We start from the raw sequence: 16,130 nt of genomic DNA on the forward strand, positions 1-16,130 counted from the left end.
GTGGAACTGATCACCAAGGTTCCGCCCACCCTGCACACCCCGCTGATGTCCGGTTCCAACGCGATTTCCGGCATCACTGTAGTGGGCGCCCTGATCGCTGCCGGCTCCGACTCCGGCATGCTGATCAATGTGCTGGGCTTTATCGCTGTGGTGCTGGCCACCATCAACGTGATTGGCGGCTTCATGGTCACCAATCGAATGCTGGCGATGTTCAAGAGGAAGTAATTCATGCAGAACTGGATTGATATCGCCTACTTGATCGCCGCCTGCCTGTTTGTGGTGGGCATCAAGGGGCTGACCAAGCCGAAAACTGCCGTGCGCGGGAACCTGCTGGCTGCTGCCGGTATGGGTGTTGCCGCCGTGGTTACCCTGCTCAACGAGCATATTGTTACCTATGAAGTGATCATCGCCGGTGTTGTTGTCGGCGGCCTGATTGGCGCTGTCATGGCCAAGAAGGTACAGATGACTGCCATGCCGCAGATGATCGCGCTGCTGAACGGTTTTGGTGGCGGCGCCTCCTTCTCCGTTGCGGCTGCCGAGTTTTTCCGCGGTTCCGCCAACGACACTGTATCTGTGATTGCTACCGGTGCTGCCGTATTGATCGGTGCAGTGACGCTGACTGGTTCCCTGGTGGCATTCGCCAAGCTGCAGGAGCTCATCGACGGCAAGCCCATGGGCTTCCCGGGCATGAAGGTGGTTAACGCCATTCTGTTTATCGGCTCTATCGTTGGCATCGGCTATCTGGTCGCCAACCCGGGTAATGAAATGGTGTTCTGGGGCCTGGTGGTTGCGGCCATGTTCCTCGGCCTGCTGCTGGTACTGCCGATTGGTGGTGCAGACATGCCGGTGGTGATTGCCCTGTTGAACTCCTATTCCGGTGTGGCGGCATCCGCTGCCGGTTTCGTGATGGGCAACAGCGCCCTGATCATCACCGGTTCCCTGGTCGGTGCGTCTGGCCTGATCCTGACCAGCATCATGTGTAAAGCCATGAACCGCTCCCTCACCAACGTTCTGTTCGGTGTAATGGCGGAAGCCGGCGAAGCCATGGATGAAGACGAAGTCTATGCTGGCAAGGTGAAGTCAACCTCCGCAGACGAAGTCGCCATGATGCTTGAAACTGCACGCCGCGTGGTCATTGTGCCCGGCTTTGGTCTGGCCATGGCCCAGGCACAGCACGCGGTCCGCGAAATGGCTGACACCATGGAAGCGATGGGTATCGAAGTGGAATACGCTATCCACCCGGTAGCCGGCCGTATGCCTGGCCACATGAACGTACTGCTGGCAGAAGCCGAAGTGCCCTACGACAAGCTCAAGGACATGGATACCATCAATCCAACCTTCGAGCAGACTGATGTGGCCATCGTGCTGGGCGCCAACGACGTGACCAATCCCATGGCCCGTGAGGACAAAGGCAGCCCGATCTATGGCATGCCCATCCTCAACGTGGACAAGGCCAAAACCGTGGTTGTGGTAAAACGCTCCCTGAGCGCCGGTTTCGCCGGCCTGCCCAACCCGCTGTTCGCCAAGGACAACACCCTGATGTTGTTCGGCGACGGCAAAGGCGCGGTGCTGGATATCACTACCGCTCTGAAAGAAGGATGATCCGCACGTGATCACAAAAAAGGGGAGCTTCGGCTCCCCTTTTTTTGTGCCTGAACCCTCGATTCTTCAGGCCAACTGCCCCAAGAGTTCATCACGGATTTACGGGAATTCAGACTGCCGGAAGCGGACGCCTGAAACCGAAACCAGCCTGCTCCTCAACGCTTCTTGGGAGATTGCCAGTCCAGGCCCGGTGGAGGCAGAGATAGCTATTCACGGCCAGAGGCTTTTCCGTTTATAGCGTCCGGCCTCCGACGTCAGAGCCTGTGTCACTTTCTCTCGACGATACACAAAAAAAAGCCCGCCTCAATTGAGGCGGGCTTTTTCATGCTGCCTGCAGCGTGAAGCATGCTGCATTTCGTTACTTGAACGTATAAACCAGTCCCACCGATACCTGATGATCCGATTCCTTGGTCCCCGCGGGCACCTTGGATTCATGCTCCAGCAAATGGCGTAGCCGCAAAGCGAAATGGCTGTTGATCTTGCTGGTCAGGGACGTTTCCATCCGGGTGCTGGTGGAATCTTCACCCACTTCACTGCTGATCTCTTCCTGGAATTCAGCGTTTTCGCTGATCTGCCAGTGATATTTCAGCGCCAAGCGAGCAATGGCGCTTTCTTCCGTATCAGCACAGTCACCGTAGGAATCTTCCGGTTCCAGACACTGAACGCGGTAACCGGGACCGGCTTCCAGGTCCAGCGTATGCGCATCACGATCGATTACACGACGACCCAGACCGACAGCGTAGCTGGCCTGGTAGTGAAACCCGGAGAAATTGTCTTTCTCATAGGTAGCCACATTGAACAGGTAATTCCGGGATTCCTCGCCCAGCTTACGATCCAGCTTGTAGGAGGCGAAGTAGTTCTCGTCTGTGCGGTTGTATTCTTCCGTATCCGGGTCGCGCTCTTTCTCGTTGTTGGCATCTGCCTTGAAATGATGACGCCAGAATGCACTATCGCGGCTTGCATTAGCGTGGGCATTCACTGAATCGGAATCCGTGTTACCGCGCTTGAACAGCAGGCCAACGGAAATGTCCCCGGACCACTTGCTTGCTTCGCTGGTGCCCTCCTCGGCCGCTGCCGAAACCGCCGGCAACCCGGCGGCAATCAGCATGGCAGCGAGATACTTACTGCGCATGAATCTCTCCTCTACTCACTCTTGTCCAGATGTACATCCATCTGCGGAAACGGAATGCCAATCCCTGCTTCATCAAAGCGGCGCTTCACGGTTTCCGTGGTGTCCCAGAGTACCGGCCAGTAATCCGCACTCTTCACCCAGGGGCGACAGAGGAAATTCACAGAGCTGTCAGCCAGTTCCCCCACCACAATGGTCGGAGCCGGATCCTTGAGAACGCGCTCGTCGGCGGCCAGAACCTCTTCCAGCACCTTCTTCACCACGGAAAGGTCCGCATCGTAAGCAACACCGAACACCATATCTACCCTGCGGGTGGGCAATTCAGAATAATTAGTGATATTGCCGGACATGATTGAGCCGTTTGGCACGGTGATTACCTTGTTATCCGGGCTGTTCATGATGGTGGCAAAAATACGGATTTCCTTGACCGTGCCAGAGGTGCCACCAGCTTCGACGTAATGGCCGACCCGGAACGGTTTGAACATGATCAGCATCACCCCGGCAGCAAAGTTACCCAGGGAGTCTTTCAATGCCAGACCAACGGCCAGGCCGGCGGCACCGAGAATGGCAACCAGAGAGGTGGTTTCCACACCCAGCTGGTCCAGAGAGGCGATGATCACGAAAACAAACAACAGGACATGGATGATGTTACTCAGAAACTTGGCCACTTCTGTGTCCAGTTTCTTGTCCATCACCCGGCCGAGCCATCCGGCCAGCTTGCCCACTATCCATTTACCGACAATAAAGATGACCAGCGCCGCGATGATATTCCACGCGTAGGGCATCAGGTTTTCGTTGGCAAAGGTTTCAAGTTGAGACAGATATTGATCCATTAAGCGTACTCCTCATCCAGTGAGCGCGAATTATGCCCATTCCTGCGCCGGGCCCAAGACACGGACGATAGGCCAGCGCAGGATTTTACAAAGGTTTCACCTGACAAAACGAAGTACAGACCCCGCCCCGCCGTCGGCTTGCCACACATAATGAAACCTTCAAACGCCCATGGCCAGTCCGAAACGCGTGCTGCTCCCGGATTTGCCCATCTATAAGCGGCGATTACTGGGTATCTGGCCTGCTGGCCGGTATAATGCGCGGTCACATTTGCTGTCCTGTCGGAGTCTCCAATGTCCAAGAGCGTGCGTGCGCCCCTGACCGCCCAACTGCAACAACGCATCCTGATTCTGGATGGCGGCATGGGCACCATGATCCAGGGCTGCAAGTTCACCGAGGAAGACTTTCGCGGTAGCCGCTTTGCCGATTGGCCCAGTGACCTGAAGGGCAACAACGATCTGCTGTGCATGACACAGCCGGAGCGTATCAAGGAGTTGCACAAGGGTTACCTGGACGCTGGTGCCGACATCATCGAGACCAATTCCTTCAACGCCACCTCCATCGCCATGGCCGACTACGACATGCAGGACCTGGCACGGGAGATCAATGTGGCGGCCGCCCGAGTGGCCCGGGAAGCCGCCGACGAAGCGTCTACGCCGGACAAACCCCGCTATGTGGCCGGGGTGCTGGGCCCCACCAACCGCACGGCCAGCATCAGCCCGGACGTGAACGACCCAGGCTTCCGCAACACCAATTTCGACAAATTGGTGGAAGCCTATCTGGAAGCCCTGGATGGACTGGTGGAAGGTGGTATCGACCTGATTCTGATCGAGACCATCTTCGACACCCTGAACGCCAAGGCCGCGGTTTTTGCTGTTGACCAGTACTGCTATGAGAACGGCCTGGATCTGCCGGTGATGCTCTCAGGCACCATCACCGATGCTTCAGGCCGTACGCTTACCGGGCAGACTACAGAAGCGTTCTACAATTCCCTGCGCCACGCCCGGCCCATCAGCGTCGGACTTAACTGTGCGCTGGGCCCCATGGAGCTACGCCCTTATATCGAAGAGCTGTCGCGCATCTCCGAGACCTATGTGTCCGCCCACCCCAACGCTGGCTTGCCCAACGAAATGGGCGAGTACGATCTGGATCCGGCGACCATGGCGAAAGAAATCCGCGGCTGGGCGGAAAAAGGCTTTCTCAACATTATCGGCGGTTGCTGTGGTACCACGCCGGAGCATATCGCTGCCATGGCCGAGGCCGTGCAAGACCTGCCGCCGCGCAAGCTTCCCGAGATTGAGGTCGCCTGCCGTCTTTCCGGTCTTGAGCCCTGCACCATCAGCAAGGACTCCCTGTTCGTCAACGTGGGCGAACGCACCAATGTGACTGGTTCCAAGCGTTTTTTACGCCTGATCAAGGAGGAGGATTACGACGCGGCACTGGATGTTGCCCGCGACCAGGTGGAGAACGGTGCCCAGATCATCGACATCAACATGGACGAGGGGATGCTGGAATCCGCCGAGTGCATGGTGAAGTTCCTCAATTTGGTGGCTTCCGAACCGGAAATCTCCAAGGTGCCGATCATGATCGACTCCTCGAAATGGGAGGTGATCGAGGCAGGCCTGAAATGCATCCAGGGCAAGGGCGTGGTGAACTCCATCTCCATGAAGGAAGGTGAAGAGTCGTTCCTGCACCAGGCCCGGTTACTGCGTCGTTACGGTGCCGCCGTCATCGTTATGGCCTTCGATGAGGAAGGCCAGGCGGAAACCCGTGAGCGCAAGGTGGAGATCTGTACCCGCGCCTACAAACTGCTCACTGAGGAAGTGAACTTCCCGCCGGAAGACATTATTTTCGACCCGAACATTTTCGCCATCGCCACGGGCATCGAGGAGCACAACAACTACGCGGTGGACTTTATCGAAGCCGTGTCTGACATCAAAAGCACCCTGCCCCACGCCATGATTTCCGGTGGGGTGTCCAACGTGAGCTTCTCCTTCCGCGGCAACGACACCGTGCGCGAAGCGATTCACGCGGTGTTCCTGTACTACGCCATCAAGAACGGCATGGACATGGGTATCGTGAATCCCAGCATGCTGGCGGTTTACTCGGATATTCCCGAGGAGTTGCGCAACGCGGTGGAGGATGTAGTCCTCAACAGGCGCGAGGACGGTACCGAGGTCCTGCTGGATCTGGCAGAGAAATACCGTGGCAGCGGCGCCGAAAAGGTCAAGAAGGAAGACCTGGCCTGGCGCGAGTGGGAGGTTGAAAAGCGCCTTCAGCACGCCCTGGTGAAAGGCATTGCCGATTACGTGGATGAAGACACCGAACTGGCCCGGCAGAATGCCGCCCGTCCACTGCACGTAATCGAAGGCCCGCTCATGGATGGCATGAACGTGGTCGGCGACCTGTTTGGCGAGGGCAAGATGTTCCTGCCCCAGGTGGTGAAATCCGCCCGGGTGATGAAAAAGGCGGTGGCCTACCTGCTGCCCTTCATGGAAAAGGAAAAAGAAGAGCTGGGCACCCAGGACGAAGCCAACGGCAAGATCCTGATGGCCACAGTGAAAGGCGACGTCCACGACATCGGCAAGAACATCGTCGGTGTTGTGCTGCAGTGTAATGGCTACGATGTGGTGGACATGGGCGTAATGGTGCCCTGCGACAAGATTCTGGAAACTGCCAAGGTCGAGAAGGTGGATATCATCGGCCTGTCAGGCCTGATCACCCCGTCCCTGGATGAAATGGTCCACGTGGCCAGCGAAATGCAGCGCCTGGGTATGGATCTGCCGCTGATGATCGGCGGCGCCACTACCAGTCGCATCCATACCGCAGTAAAAATCGACCCGGCCTACCAGGAAGCGGTGGTTCACGTGGCCGACGCCTCCCGGGCCGTGGGTGTGGCCTCCAAGCTGCTCTCCAAGACTGCCAAGGCTGACTATGTCGCAGAGCTGAAGGAAACCTATGAAGGCCTGCGTGTACGTCGCAAACAGCAGCAGGTAGACCGCAGCCTGATTTCCATCGAGCAGGCCCGACAACATCGCTTCCAGCCAGACTGGTCCAGCTACACCCCGCCCGAGCCAAAAGTAAAAGGCCTGAAGGTGTTCGACGACTACCCGCTGGAAGATCTGGTTCAGCGCATCGACTGGACGCCCTTCTTCCGCTCATGGGAGCTGGCAGGCAAATTCCCACGCATCCTGGAAGACGAGGTGGTGGGTACCGAAGCCACCAAGCTCTACCGTGATGCCCAGGCTATGCTTGAGAAAATTGTTGAAGAAAAGTGGCTAACTGCCCGAGCTGTAATAGGTTTTTGGCCGGCCAACTCGGTCATGGATGATATTGAGCTGTACCGCAAACCCGGTGATGAGAAGGCCTTCATGACCCTTCATCACCTGCGTCAACAGCTTGACCGGACCAAGAACGACAAACCGGATTTCTGCCTCAGTGACTTTATTGCACCAAAGGAAACCGGTCTCACCGACTGGCTGGGCGGCTTCGCTGTTACCGCAGGTAGCGGGATTGAGGAACACGTGGCTCGCTTCGAGGCCGACCACGATGACTATTCCTCTATCATGCTCAAGGCCCTGGCTGACAGACTGGCTGAGGCGCTGGCCGAGCGCATGCATGAAAAAGTGCGTAAGGAATACTGGGGGTATGCCAGCGATGAGGCACTCAGCAACCAGGACATGATCAGCGAAAAATACCAGGGCATCCGCCCGGCTCCCGGTTACCCGGCCTGCCCGGACCACACAGAAAAAGCCCTGCTTTGGGAGCTGCTGGAGCCGGAAAAGAATGCCGGTATGACACTGACCGAAAGCTACGCCATGTTGCCTGCAGCGGCGGTGTCCGGTTGGTATTTCTCCCACCCGGAGGCCAAGTACTTCGGCACCGGCAAGCTGGCCAAGGATCAGATGGATGACTACGCCGCCCGCAAGGGGATGACCCGCAAGGAGATTGAGCGGATGGTGCCGCACCTGCTGGGTTATATGGACGAAGAACAGGGCTGACTTGCACAAGGAGCGCCTCGAAGGGGCTCCTCAACTAGGCTATTTCAGCGCGGATGATGCGGGAGCTCGAAGCGGGGCTCCCAGTCGCTGGCATCAATCGATTCCTGGTAACCATGCCAGGTGGCATAGCCGAGCACCGGAAGTAACACAGCAAGCCCCAGATAGGCCGTCAGCAGCCCAACCAGCAAACATATACCGATCAGGCATGCCCACAGAACCAGCGGCAGCTTGTTGCGCAATACCGCATTAATGCTGGTAATCACGCCTGTCACCATATCCGTGCGACGATCCATGATCATCGGCAGTGAGAACACGCTGGCGGTAAAGATAATGGCGCAGAAGACCGCACCAACACTGCTGCCCACCCCAAAGAACAGCAGGATGTCATTCCAGTGCCATTCATTGACCGGGTAAAAGATATAAATCAGGTTGGCCGCCCTCGCCCATATCAGAAAGACCACAATCATTATGACGGTGTAGGTCAGCGTATCCCCCATGCAATGGCGAGCCTGGCGCAGGCTTTCCTTGAGTGTCGGGGTCTGATCCTGCTGGATCTGGATACTGATATCGTAGAGGTTCAAGGCGAGAATCGGCCCCAGAAAAACAAACCCGGAAATCAGGCCCAGGTAGAGGCCCATATTGCCAAACCACCAGGTGGCGGCCGTGATCAGATAACTAAGGCCGACCATGATAAAGCCATAGATCAGGCTTGGCCCCGGTGCGGCACGAAAGTCCTGCCAGCCCTTACGCAACCAGCGCAACGGCGCCGAAGGAGCAATGCTATGACAGGGCGCCACAAAGGGGCGGGTATCCTCTTCCTGATGATTGTTATCGTTGCTCATGGCATGGCCGCATGGTGAGACAATACCTGTTCAATCTTCGGCAATCTTTGCGGACACATCAAGACTGCCACGGGTGGCATCCAGATGACCAATCAGCTCATCCTGGACACTGTGCATCACATCACTGGCGGACCAGATGGCGGGAATCCCATAACTGACCGCCAGGCTGGCAGCACCATTGCAAGGCTCTTTCTCTGCGATAACCAGACCACCCGCCTGAACCAGCCACGGCAGCCAGGCAGGCTCCACCTGGTCGACGACCACAATATCCCCGGGGCAGATCCGATTCAGGCTCCAGGCGCTACACACCCGCCGTATCGGCCCCTCTACCCTGCCCGGCACCAGCGGCAAGCCGCGCAGCAGCGGGCTAAGGCGTTGACCGCCGCCAAAACCATAACCAATCTGGTCCATTTTCCAGTCCGGTGCCCCCTGCAAACCGTCATCCAGGTAACGTAATTTGCGGTCGCCAATCACTTCACGACTGGCACTGGCAGGCAATTGTTGTCCCATCCAGAGCTGCCAGAGCTCATCGAAGTACAGAAAATAAATATCATCCGGATGTTGTAGCCGCCCCTGATTCACCGACACAGCACCCATGGCGCGCAGCAAACCTCGCAGCCGGTTACCGATGGCAAAGCGCAGGCCACGAGCCTGGCGAGCCAGCGACAACCAGCGAGCATCGTCCTCTGAGGGCACGGCACAGGTGGGCAGATCCCCTGTGGCGCTCGCATACAGACCATTGAGATTGCTGGCCTGGGCAGGGCTTTCGTTCAGTGGCGCGTGTACCGGGTCTGCTCCCGGGCGCAGACCGGTTTCCCTTAGTGCCTCGGGCCGTTCAGCCACCAAAGCATCGATGGCGTTTTTCTCGGCACCTGTGACCAGCATTTCCAGGGGAAAAGGCGCCGTGTAGTGGCAACTGCGGTCTGGCAAGGCCAGGTATCCGACCTCCCCCTCCACGCCGCTCAGTCGTTCGCCCATGGCATCAAGCTGCATTAAGGCGCGCCATAGCCCTTCCTGGGTAGCGGCCGGCTGCTGCCAGCGTTTCAAGTCCCTGCGCACCCTGGCCAGCGTCAACTGGTGCCGGTAAACCGTGAATCTGTCCATCAGGTGGCTGCCCGTAACCGGATCAGCACGACCCTCAAGCTGTTGCCATGCCGGTGGCAGAAAGCGGCTGGCCCCTGCATGCTGATTTTGCAGCTCTCGGAAAAATGCACAGTTGGTGTACAGATGGCTGTGCTGGCGACGGTAGGGTTCGACCTTGGCCAGCGATTGCCAGCCCTCACGGACGACGAGAGGCTCCCAGAAGGAGGTCTTCAGCCAGCGTCCTGCCAGGGTGTACCACAATGGTGTTTCCACCTGAGTGAACAATCCGTTCCCTGCCCTGCGAGTCCATGCCTCCCTGGGCATGGGCAGTGAGCCCACCGGCAGGGTTTGCAGGAGCCACAACTGTTGCCCATCAAAGACCCATTCACCGGCCTGGGGGCGTTGAAAGTTTTGTTTAAGCCGCTCATGGAGCTCACGCAACAGTGGCGCGCCAACCTGGTCACCAAGGGCCAATTCCTCGTGGGAGGCATGCACCAGACGTCCGTCATCATCGAAGATCAGCCGTTGGCGCTCGCTGCTACCATCAAGCACCCCTTCCACCACCATATGGGGAAGGTCCTGTCTTAACGGGTGGCGGGTAAAAAGCACACCGGCGGCCTGCTGGCGCGGTAATGCCTGGATCACCACATGATCCGGTCCTTGTTCACGCTGGAAGATGCTGCGCAACGCCGCTGCAAGCGACTCATCGGAATCCAGATTGAGCAGGCTTTCACGGCGGGAATCCGGATTCATCGGCCCCTGTTGCAGGACCCAATAGCGTTCTTCGCTGAACATGCGCGGCAAGGCGCGCAGTTGTTGTGCCAGGGATTCCGGGGAGCTGTCCTGCACCACATCCCGGCCTACCCGCCAGCTTGGCGGCACAGGCAGCCCCATGGCCGCCCAGCGCTGCAGGTTTTCGCTGCCCTGCGCGTCAGCAGTCAGTACTTCAATGCCCATGACCTGATTCTTGTTTGACGATGTTTTTCGACAACCGCAGCCCTAACCAGTACAAAACCGGCATCAGCAACAGCGCCCCAATAGCGATTACCGCGGCAATTCCCCCGAACAGTACCGGCGCTTTCATCAGGGTACTCATCAGCGAATCCTGCCAGTAGAAAAACCACTCATTTTCGGCAGGAAACAGCCACAAGTGGAACTGATAGAAAACCTGAGTCGGCCCGGCAACGACCAACCACGCTATCACAGCCCCTACCCCGAAAACAGTTATCCCCATTCGCCGCCGCATGGGCGGCATACCCAGGCTGATACACAACAGGGCCAGCGGCAGCCACAGCAACGCCAAGGCCAGCATCAACCAGCGCCCGGCATCTATCAGATCGGCAACATCCTGCAAATGACGGACCTCCGCTTCATGCAGAAGCGGTATCGGTGCCCTGCCCGGTAGCGTGTAATGAATATCTGCCAGACCTTCACCCTGCTGGTGAACCGCATCACGAATTTGCTCGAATGCCCGGTGGTGTTGCTCGCTCGGCAATTGCTCAAAACCATAACGGAAGCGATTCTGTGGGCCGTACTCTTCTATGTGTGCACCAATATCAAGCTGCTGGTACCAGAAGCCATACCCATAATTGGCCTGGCTGTACAGCGCCCAACTGATCAACACCGAAAGCAATACAGCCGTGACAGCGTAGAAGAACCACACTAAAGTGGCAGCGATCGGGCTTTTTTGTACTGTTTTTTTCATAGTACCCCACAAGCATAAACCAGAATAATAAACAGAGGACGTAGCGCCATGCGACCGCTCTTCATGTCGATAGCCCTTTTTTTGGGCGCCTTCGCCATTACCGGCTGTACCACCACCACTCTACCCAAGACCAATGACCGCCTTACCAGACAAGCTCTGGAAGCCGATTATTACCAGGTTCGCATTCCCACCCGGGATGGCCAGAAACTGGCAGCCACCGTGTACCAGCCAGAACTGCAAAGTGGCCAGAGCGCTCCCTTGGTGATTGCCACCCATGGCTTCGGAGGCTTCCGCGCCAAGCGGCCACTGTCCGTCTATGGTAAAGCGATCCTCACCGGCGAGGCCGCCATTGCAGCCTGGAAAGCCGGCTACTGGGTGGTTTTCTATGACCAGCGAGGCTGGGGTCAGTCCAGTGGTCGCGTCCATATGATGGACCCGGATTATGAGGTGGCCGACCTGAGCCAGGTGATTGACTGGTCACTGGCGCACCTGCCCGGCGTGCAGCGCCTGGAAGACGGCAGCCCCGCCATCGGCATGATCGGCGAATCCTACGGTGCCGGGTTGCAAACACTGGCAGCATTTACCGAACCTAGACTGAAGGCCCTGGTACCACTTACCGGCTGGTATGACATGAACAGTATCGCCCCGAATGGCGAATTCCGCACTGCCTGGGGAGCGGTATTACTTGGCTTTGGGGGAATAAATAGCGGTTTTGATATCGGTGAGATGTTTGCCGATCCCTGGCGCAGTGCTTTCGACGGCACCGTCAGTCGTGACATGCAGGAATTGATGTACCAACGCAGCGCCGCCAGTTTCTGCGACCAGGGCAAAACGCCCCATGCGGACGCACTCTTTATCCAGGGTTTCAGCGACAGCCTTTTCCCCTTCCAGCAGGCAGAAATGAATTATGAATGCTGGCAGGCTCAAGGCCGTGACGCTCGCATTATTGGCATGGAAAGTGGCCATGTAATGCCCTGGCCGATCCAGAAATGGCGTGGCTGGCTGCCCTTTTACCAGACCGACGACATGGTTCACTGCGGCGACTACAGCGAGACCACCGTTGATACCATCATCAACTGGTGGGACGAGAAATTGCGTGGCGAAAAACCTACCGTGCCGCAGTACTGCATCAATGTCACCAGTGACCGCGGGATTGCCATGGAAGACAGTGGCATCATCGACGGCGGCAACCGCTATGCCCTCTCTCCTACCCGCGTGACCATTCCCCTGGCCGGAGCCTTTGAGTGGCTGATGGCGGGATTTGATATCGGTGGAGATATGTTCCGCGCCATGTGGCCCGGTGCGGATCTGCGCGAACTGAAACCCAATGGTGGTTTCGGTCGGCCAAAGTTCGTTCCGCTCTATGTGGCCCGTGGCGACGATGAAGTCTTACTGGGCAAGCCTCGTATCGATCTGAGCCTGGCCGGCACCTCCGGCGGCAAGAGCATGCCTGTCTTTGTAGGGGTGGGCATTCAGCACGCCAACCGTCGCCGGGTACACGTTGCCAGCGAACAACTGACACCACTGCCGGAAAAGGGTATCCACAGCATGGAATTACCAGCGGTCAGTCAGCCACTGGAAGATGGTGACCGTGTCGGCCTGGTGATTTACGGCTTTACGGCCCAGTTTCCACTGAACTCAGCCTTTCTGGCCAGGAACGCTACGGTAAAAGGGGATATATGGTTGCCACTGACCCGGGAAGAAGCCATTTCTCTGGTTCCTGAGCGGCCTTTCTAAAGCGGAGCTGTCACAGGCCGCAGAATTTGCTGAGCAAAACTGCGGCCCCAATAACCCTTCCCACAGAGCAAGCTCCTGGAAATTTCAGGCTGACCCGCTCCAGGCAACACGCCCCGCCTTAGTGTCAGCCAATGTGAAAGCCCGGTTATGGTGCCGGATGCTATTCATCATTGGCTGACGTGGACCGGCACTTCTGCAGAGCGTTGGCGGGCAAATTCATCCGCAGCAAACCCTTTCAACCCGTCTTCAAAATAAAGACTCACGGTAAACCGCAGCTCTTCCGGCTGAGGCCACCCATGCAGAGAATAACCCAGGTTAGGCAGCTGGCCGTGAAACTGTTCCGGCTCAACGGCCAGTGAAGCATCATCCTGATAGATCAGTGCCAACGGGGTGTTCATCAGTGCTTCTGGTACTGTCAGGTGGGTGAGCAAGGCAAAATCCCGTTTGCTGTCGAACAGGATCCAGTTGGCGTCCATGGGCAATGTCTGATTCGCAAACGCCTGATCATCCGCCTTGCCGTCAACAATCACCGGGTTATCGACAAAATTCGCCGTATAGACAGCAGCTCCTGACTGATCGTTACCATCTACAGTGACCGAAACCTCAGGCTCTTTCAGGGTGGCTCGATAGAGGTCAGGGATTTTGGCGTAGGTATGAGCCTCGTAGTGAGAAGCATAACGCATGGCCTGAACCTGAATGGTCATAACAGGAATACCGGCCAGCACCACCCGGGTGCGCAAATGCATGACTGAACGAATCGGCCCCACAGAAAAGCCCACACGTTTTGGCCTGAGATTGTGGTTATCCAGAGTCATCCGGGTAAACCGGGACAGCACACCGGCACTCATGCGCATCTTCAGGGTGTCGATGATAGAGCCCTCACCCTGGTAGCCCCGGTACCCAAGATAGTGCCAGTTCAGCTCATTATCCGGATCCACATCCAGTTGATAGAGCGCCGTGCGGGTCTCACCACTGGCGATGTCGTGGGCTACGTAGTAATTGTCGCTGCGTGCATCGTTGCCACGCACCAGATAAAAATGGCAATCGTCAGCAACTGTCAGTCCGGCAACCACCTGCCCCTGATCCGGCTTGAACCCCTCTGGGGCCCGCGGGCCTGCATCGGTGAGCATCATCAGCAGTTGGTCTGCCACATCCAGGTGGCCAGGAGAACCGGCCAGCTCAAAGCCAGAGTCTTCAAACCAGACCATGCCCTTCTGGTCCATTTCATCAAACTGGTAGGCCACCGGGACAAACCGGCCTTTCTCCACCCGCATTATCGACAGATCAGACAGCGGCATGGCTAAAGCAGCAGGAAGTTCAGCGCCGGAAATTTTCACAACACGGCCTCGATCCAGAGGGTCGAAGCGGCATTGAGCCTCCGCCACAGCGGTGAAAGCCAGAATGCTGAAAGCCAGGATCAGGCGAAGCGTCATATTATTGCTGCAGGGTAGCCCGAACGGTGGCAGTACCGGATTTGCCTCCCGGCGTCATTTCCAGATTGCCTAACTGCACCCCTTTTTGTTGCAGGGACTGCAGCCATAGCACGGTCTGGGCGGCGGGCTGATCTTCCAGTTGAATACGTACCGAGCGATTGCCATCCGGGGAGAAGCCTTTCAGGGTAAGGCCGAAGTCATCTGCAGTGCGACTAACGTCGCTCACCCAGTTCTCTGGCAAACTGCTGGTGTTATTGCTTCCGGCACGTGCAGCCTGCACTGCGCCACTGTTGGCCTCAATCCATTCCAGCGTCTGCATATTGGCGACATACTGCTGGCGAGCCTGATCCCTGGCCGCCAATGATGGCGCCCAGATCAGCCAGTACAACACCACGAAAACAACCACTGCGGCGAGCACCTTGAGCACCATCTGCTCACGGGCCTCCCGACTGGCATACCACTGTTGCAGCAGGGACCAGCGCTCGTTAGCCAGCTTCTTCAATTCAGCAGATGTCATCCTGGCTGCTCCACCTTGATGCGGGCACTGACGCCCTGGGCGCCATTGCGATAGTTAGCAATGGAGGCATTCCCCCCCTGTTTTCTTATGGCGTTCTGCAGAGCTTCAAGCTGGGCATAATCCTTGGCCCCAACATCGACCAGTAACACATTCTGGCGTTGGTCGTACTGGAGTCGCTTGGGCTCCACCTTCATCTCCTTGAGCACCTTGGCCACCGGCGCAAGCAGCGGGAAGAAAGCGGCACCACCGCCATCGGTGCCACCCCCAAGTCGCGCCAAGCGCCCCTGAAACTGGCGATTCAGCGCGGAGGTTGCCTTGTCACCGGGGAACAGCTGCTCATAGCGCTGTTTGGCTTGAGCCAGAGCCATGTTCGCTGCCTGCTGGTAGCGCCACTGCTGTACCCAGATAGCAACCACTGCAACCAGAAAAACAGCAGCAGCCAAATAGGCGACCGGACGCCAGGGGCCCAGCAATGCGCTTTGGCGGCGATTCTGTCGTGGAGCGTAAGGGCCGGTCAGCAGCTCCTGCCCATGACGCTGTCGCAGGTCGTCGAACAGGGTCTGCAAGTCAACCTGACGAGCCTGATCAAGGCTGTCTCCCAACAAAGGCGCAAACGCTTCCTGTTGATCCTCATCGATGACCAGACCTTGCTCCCGGTCGATCAACAGCAACTGTTGACGGTTGCCCAAGTCGGCGGTCAACGGCAACAAGGCCTGCAGACAATCGGCATCGACCTGCAAGGAAGCCAGATGAGCACCTGCCTCCCTTGCCCATTGCTGGAGGCCGGTTATCAGCTCCCGGCGCACCGCCGACACCTGATAGTCGTCTCCGCTACCCTTACGGGACACGAACCAAAGGTCGTCCGGGTTGTCGAGCAGCTGCTCTTCCAGCAGGTATGGCAGGACGCGCTGAAGGTGACGAGCCTGTTTGCGACTCAGGGAAACGTGGGTCAACCGGGCGCAGGAGACGCTGACTACCAGATCCACGTTGCCACCCTGACAGGCCTGCAGAGCCTCGCCAAGGCCGAGCCATTGTACGGCTTCACCGCTACGGGACTGGTAAAGCACTGGGCTATCCGGTTGCCACTGCGTTTCCCCGGCGCCGGCGAGATAAATCAAGGGAGCATCTGCCACGCTATCTGTCCTTCCATCATTATTCTTGAGCATGCATCCCAATCGCGGGCTGCGTCTGGCTTTTTATCAGCTACCGTCGGCATTGTAGAAGGGATTGCACGCCGGTTCGAGTGGCGT

12 protein-coding genes are annotated in these 16,130 nt (G+C 57.6%); 4 read left to right on the top strand and 8 right to left on the bottom strand.

All coding sequences use genetic code 11. The features are described from left to right. Both HUJ17_RS03390 and HUJ17_RS03395 read left to right on the top strand, forming a co-directional pair. On the top strand, positions 1–225 hold a 225-nt coding region (locus HUJ17_RS03390), incomplete at its 5' end, for an NAD(P) transhydrogenase subunit alpha (RefSeq protein ID WP_290509353.1). A gap of 3 nt (positions 226–228) precedes the next feature. Continuing rightward, positions 229–1,602 carry an NAD(P)(+) transhydrogenase (Re/Si-specific) subunit beta gene (locus HUJ17_RS03395; protein ID WP_290509354.1) on the top strand — a complete coding sequence of 458 codons (1,374 nt, stop codon included), beginning with the start codon at positions 229–231 and terminating at the stop codon, positions 1,600–1,602. Between the two features lie 358 nt (positions 1,603–1,960). Here the strand turns inward: HUJ17_RS03395 and HUJ17_RS03400 are convergent, their stop codons facing one another. Together HUJ17_RS03400 and HUJ17_RS03405 are read right to left on the bottom strand one after the other, a co-directional pair. Then, entirely contained in the window at positions 1,961–2,734 is a 774-nt protein-coding gene (locus HUJ17_RS03400; RefSeq protein ID WP_290509355.1) for a DUF481 domain-containing protein, read from the bottom strand. A gap of 11 nt (positions 2,735–2,745) precedes the next feature. Beyond that, positions 2,746–3,564, bottom strand: coding sequence for a mechanosensitive ion channel domain-containing protein (locus HUJ17_RS03405; RefSeq protein ID WP_290509356.1), 819 nt, complete (start codon positions 3,562–3,564; stop codon positions 2,746–2,748). 291 nt (positions 3,565–3,855) lie between these two features. Here HUJ17_RS03405 and metH point away from each other — a divergent pair, with 291 nt between their 5' ends. Then, complete coding sequence (gene metH / locus HUJ17_RS03410; RefSeq protein WP_290509357.1) at positions 3,856–7,563, top strand: methionine synthase; 3,708 nt, start codon at positions 3,856–3,858, stop codon at positions 7,561–7,563. Positions 7,564–7,607: 44 nt separating this feature from the next. Here the strand turns inward: metH and HUJ17_RS03415 are convergent, their stop codons facing one another. Genes HUJ17_RS03415 through HUJ17_RS03425 form a run of 3 tightly spaced genes read right to left on the bottom strand, consistent with a single transcriptional unit; the run spans position 7,608 to position 11,193 of the window. After that, positions 7,608–8,405, bottom strand: coding sequence for a DUF2189 domain-containing protein (locus tag HUJ17_RS03415; protein WP_290509358.1), 798 nt, complete (start codon positions 8,403–8,405; stop codon positions 7,608–7,610). Positions 8,406–8,435: 30 nt separating this feature from the next. Next, positions 8,436–10,445, bottom strand: a complete 2,010-nt coding sequence (locus HUJ17_RS03420; protein WP_290509359.1) for a PEP-utilizing enzyme — start codon at positions 10,443–10,445, stop codon at positions 8,436–8,438. Continuing rightward, the gene (locus HUJ17_RS03425) at positions 10,435–11,193 is read right to left on the bottom strand and encodes a DUF1461 domain-containing protein (protein WP_290509360.1); all 759 of its coding nucleotides are present in this window, start codon (positions 11,191–11,193) and stop codon (positions 10,435–10,437) included. Before HUJ17_RS03425 ends, HUJ17_RS03420 begins: the two co-directional genes overlap by 11 nt. 48 nt (positions 11,194–11,241) lie before the next feature. Between HUJ17_RS03425 and HUJ17_RS03430 the strand changes: the two genes are divergently transcribed. Continuing rightward, positions 11,242–12,930, top strand: coding sequence for a CocE/NonD family hydrolase (locus HUJ17_RS03430; protein ID WP_290509361.1), 1,689 nt, complete (start codon positions 11,242–11,244; stop codon positions 12,928–12,930). 167 nt (positions 12,931–13,097) lie between these two features. Here the strand turns inward: HUJ17_RS03430 and HUJ17_RS03435 are convergent, their stop codons facing one another. The 3 genes from HUJ17_RS03435 to gspL are packed head-to-tail and all read right to left on the bottom strand — an operon-like array spanning position 13,098 to position 16,013. After that, positions 13,098–14,363, bottom strand: coding sequence for a hypothetical protein (locus HUJ17_RS03435; RefSeq protein ID WP_290509362.1), 1,266 nt, complete (start codon positions 14,361–14,363; stop codon positions 13,098–13,100). 1 nt (position 14,364) lies between these two features. Then, on the bottom strand, positions 14,365–14,880 hold the full coding sequence (gene gspM / locus HUJ17_RS03440; RefSeq protein ID WP_290509363.1) for a type II secretion system protein GspM: 516 nt from the start codon (positions 14,878–14,880) through the stop codon (positions 14,365–14,367). Beyond that, positions 14,877–16,013: a type II secretion system protein GspL gene (gene gspL, locus HUJ17_RS03445; protein WP_290509364.1), complete on the bottom strand. Its 1,137-nt coding sequence runs from the start codon at positions 16,011–16,013 to the stop codon at positions 14,877–14,879. Before gspL ends, gspM begins: the two co-directional genes overlap by 4 nt. Positions 16,014–16,130 lie beyond the last annotated feature (117 nt).

It is taken from the genome of Alcanivorax sp., assembly GCF_014762765.1.
In the GTDB taxonomy this organism is placed as follows: Bacteria; Pseudomonadota; Gammaproteobacteria; order Pseudomonadales; family Alcanivoracaceae; genus Alcanivorax.

Coding starts and splice junctions, on each gene's coding strand:
- HUJ17_RS03395 (WP_290509354.1), top strand. CDS start 229: ATGCAGAACTGGATTGATATCGCCTACTTGATCGCCGCCTGCCTGTTT.
- HUJ17_RS03400 (WP_290509355.1), bottom strand. CDS start 2,734: ATGCGCAGTAAGTATCTCGCTGCCATGCTGATTGCCGCCGGGTTGCCG.
- HUJ17_RS03405 (WP_290509356.1), bottom strand. CDS start 3,564: ATGGATCAATATCTGTCTCAACTTGAAACCTTTGCCAACGAAAACCTG.
- metH (WP_290509357.1), top strand. CDS start 3,856: ATGTCCAAGAGCGTGCGTGCGCCCCTGACCGCCCAACTGCAACAACGC.
- HUJ17_RS03415 (WP_290509358.1), bottom strand. CDS start 8,405: ATGAGCAACGATAACAATCATCAGGAAGAGGATACCCGCCCCTTTGTG.
- HUJ17_RS03420 (WP_290509359.1), bottom strand. CDS start 10,445: ATGGGCATTGAAGTACTGACTGCTGACGCGCAGGGCAGCGAAAACCTG.
- HUJ17_RS03425 (WP_290509360.1), bottom strand. CDS start 11,193: ATGAAAAAAACAGTACAAAAAAGCCCGATCGCTGCCACTTTAGTGTGG.
- HUJ17_RS03430 (WP_290509361.1), top strand. CDS start 11,242: ATGCGACCGCTCTTCATGTCGATAGCCCTTTTTTTGGGCGCCTTCGCC.
- HUJ17_RS03435 (WP_290509362.1), bottom strand. CDS start 14,363: ATGACGCTTCGCCTGATCCTGGCTTTCAGCATTCTGGCTTTCACCGCT.
- gspM (WP_290509363.1), bottom strand. CDS start 14,880: ATGACATCTGCTGAATTGAAGAAGCTGGCTAACGAGCGCTGGTCCCTG.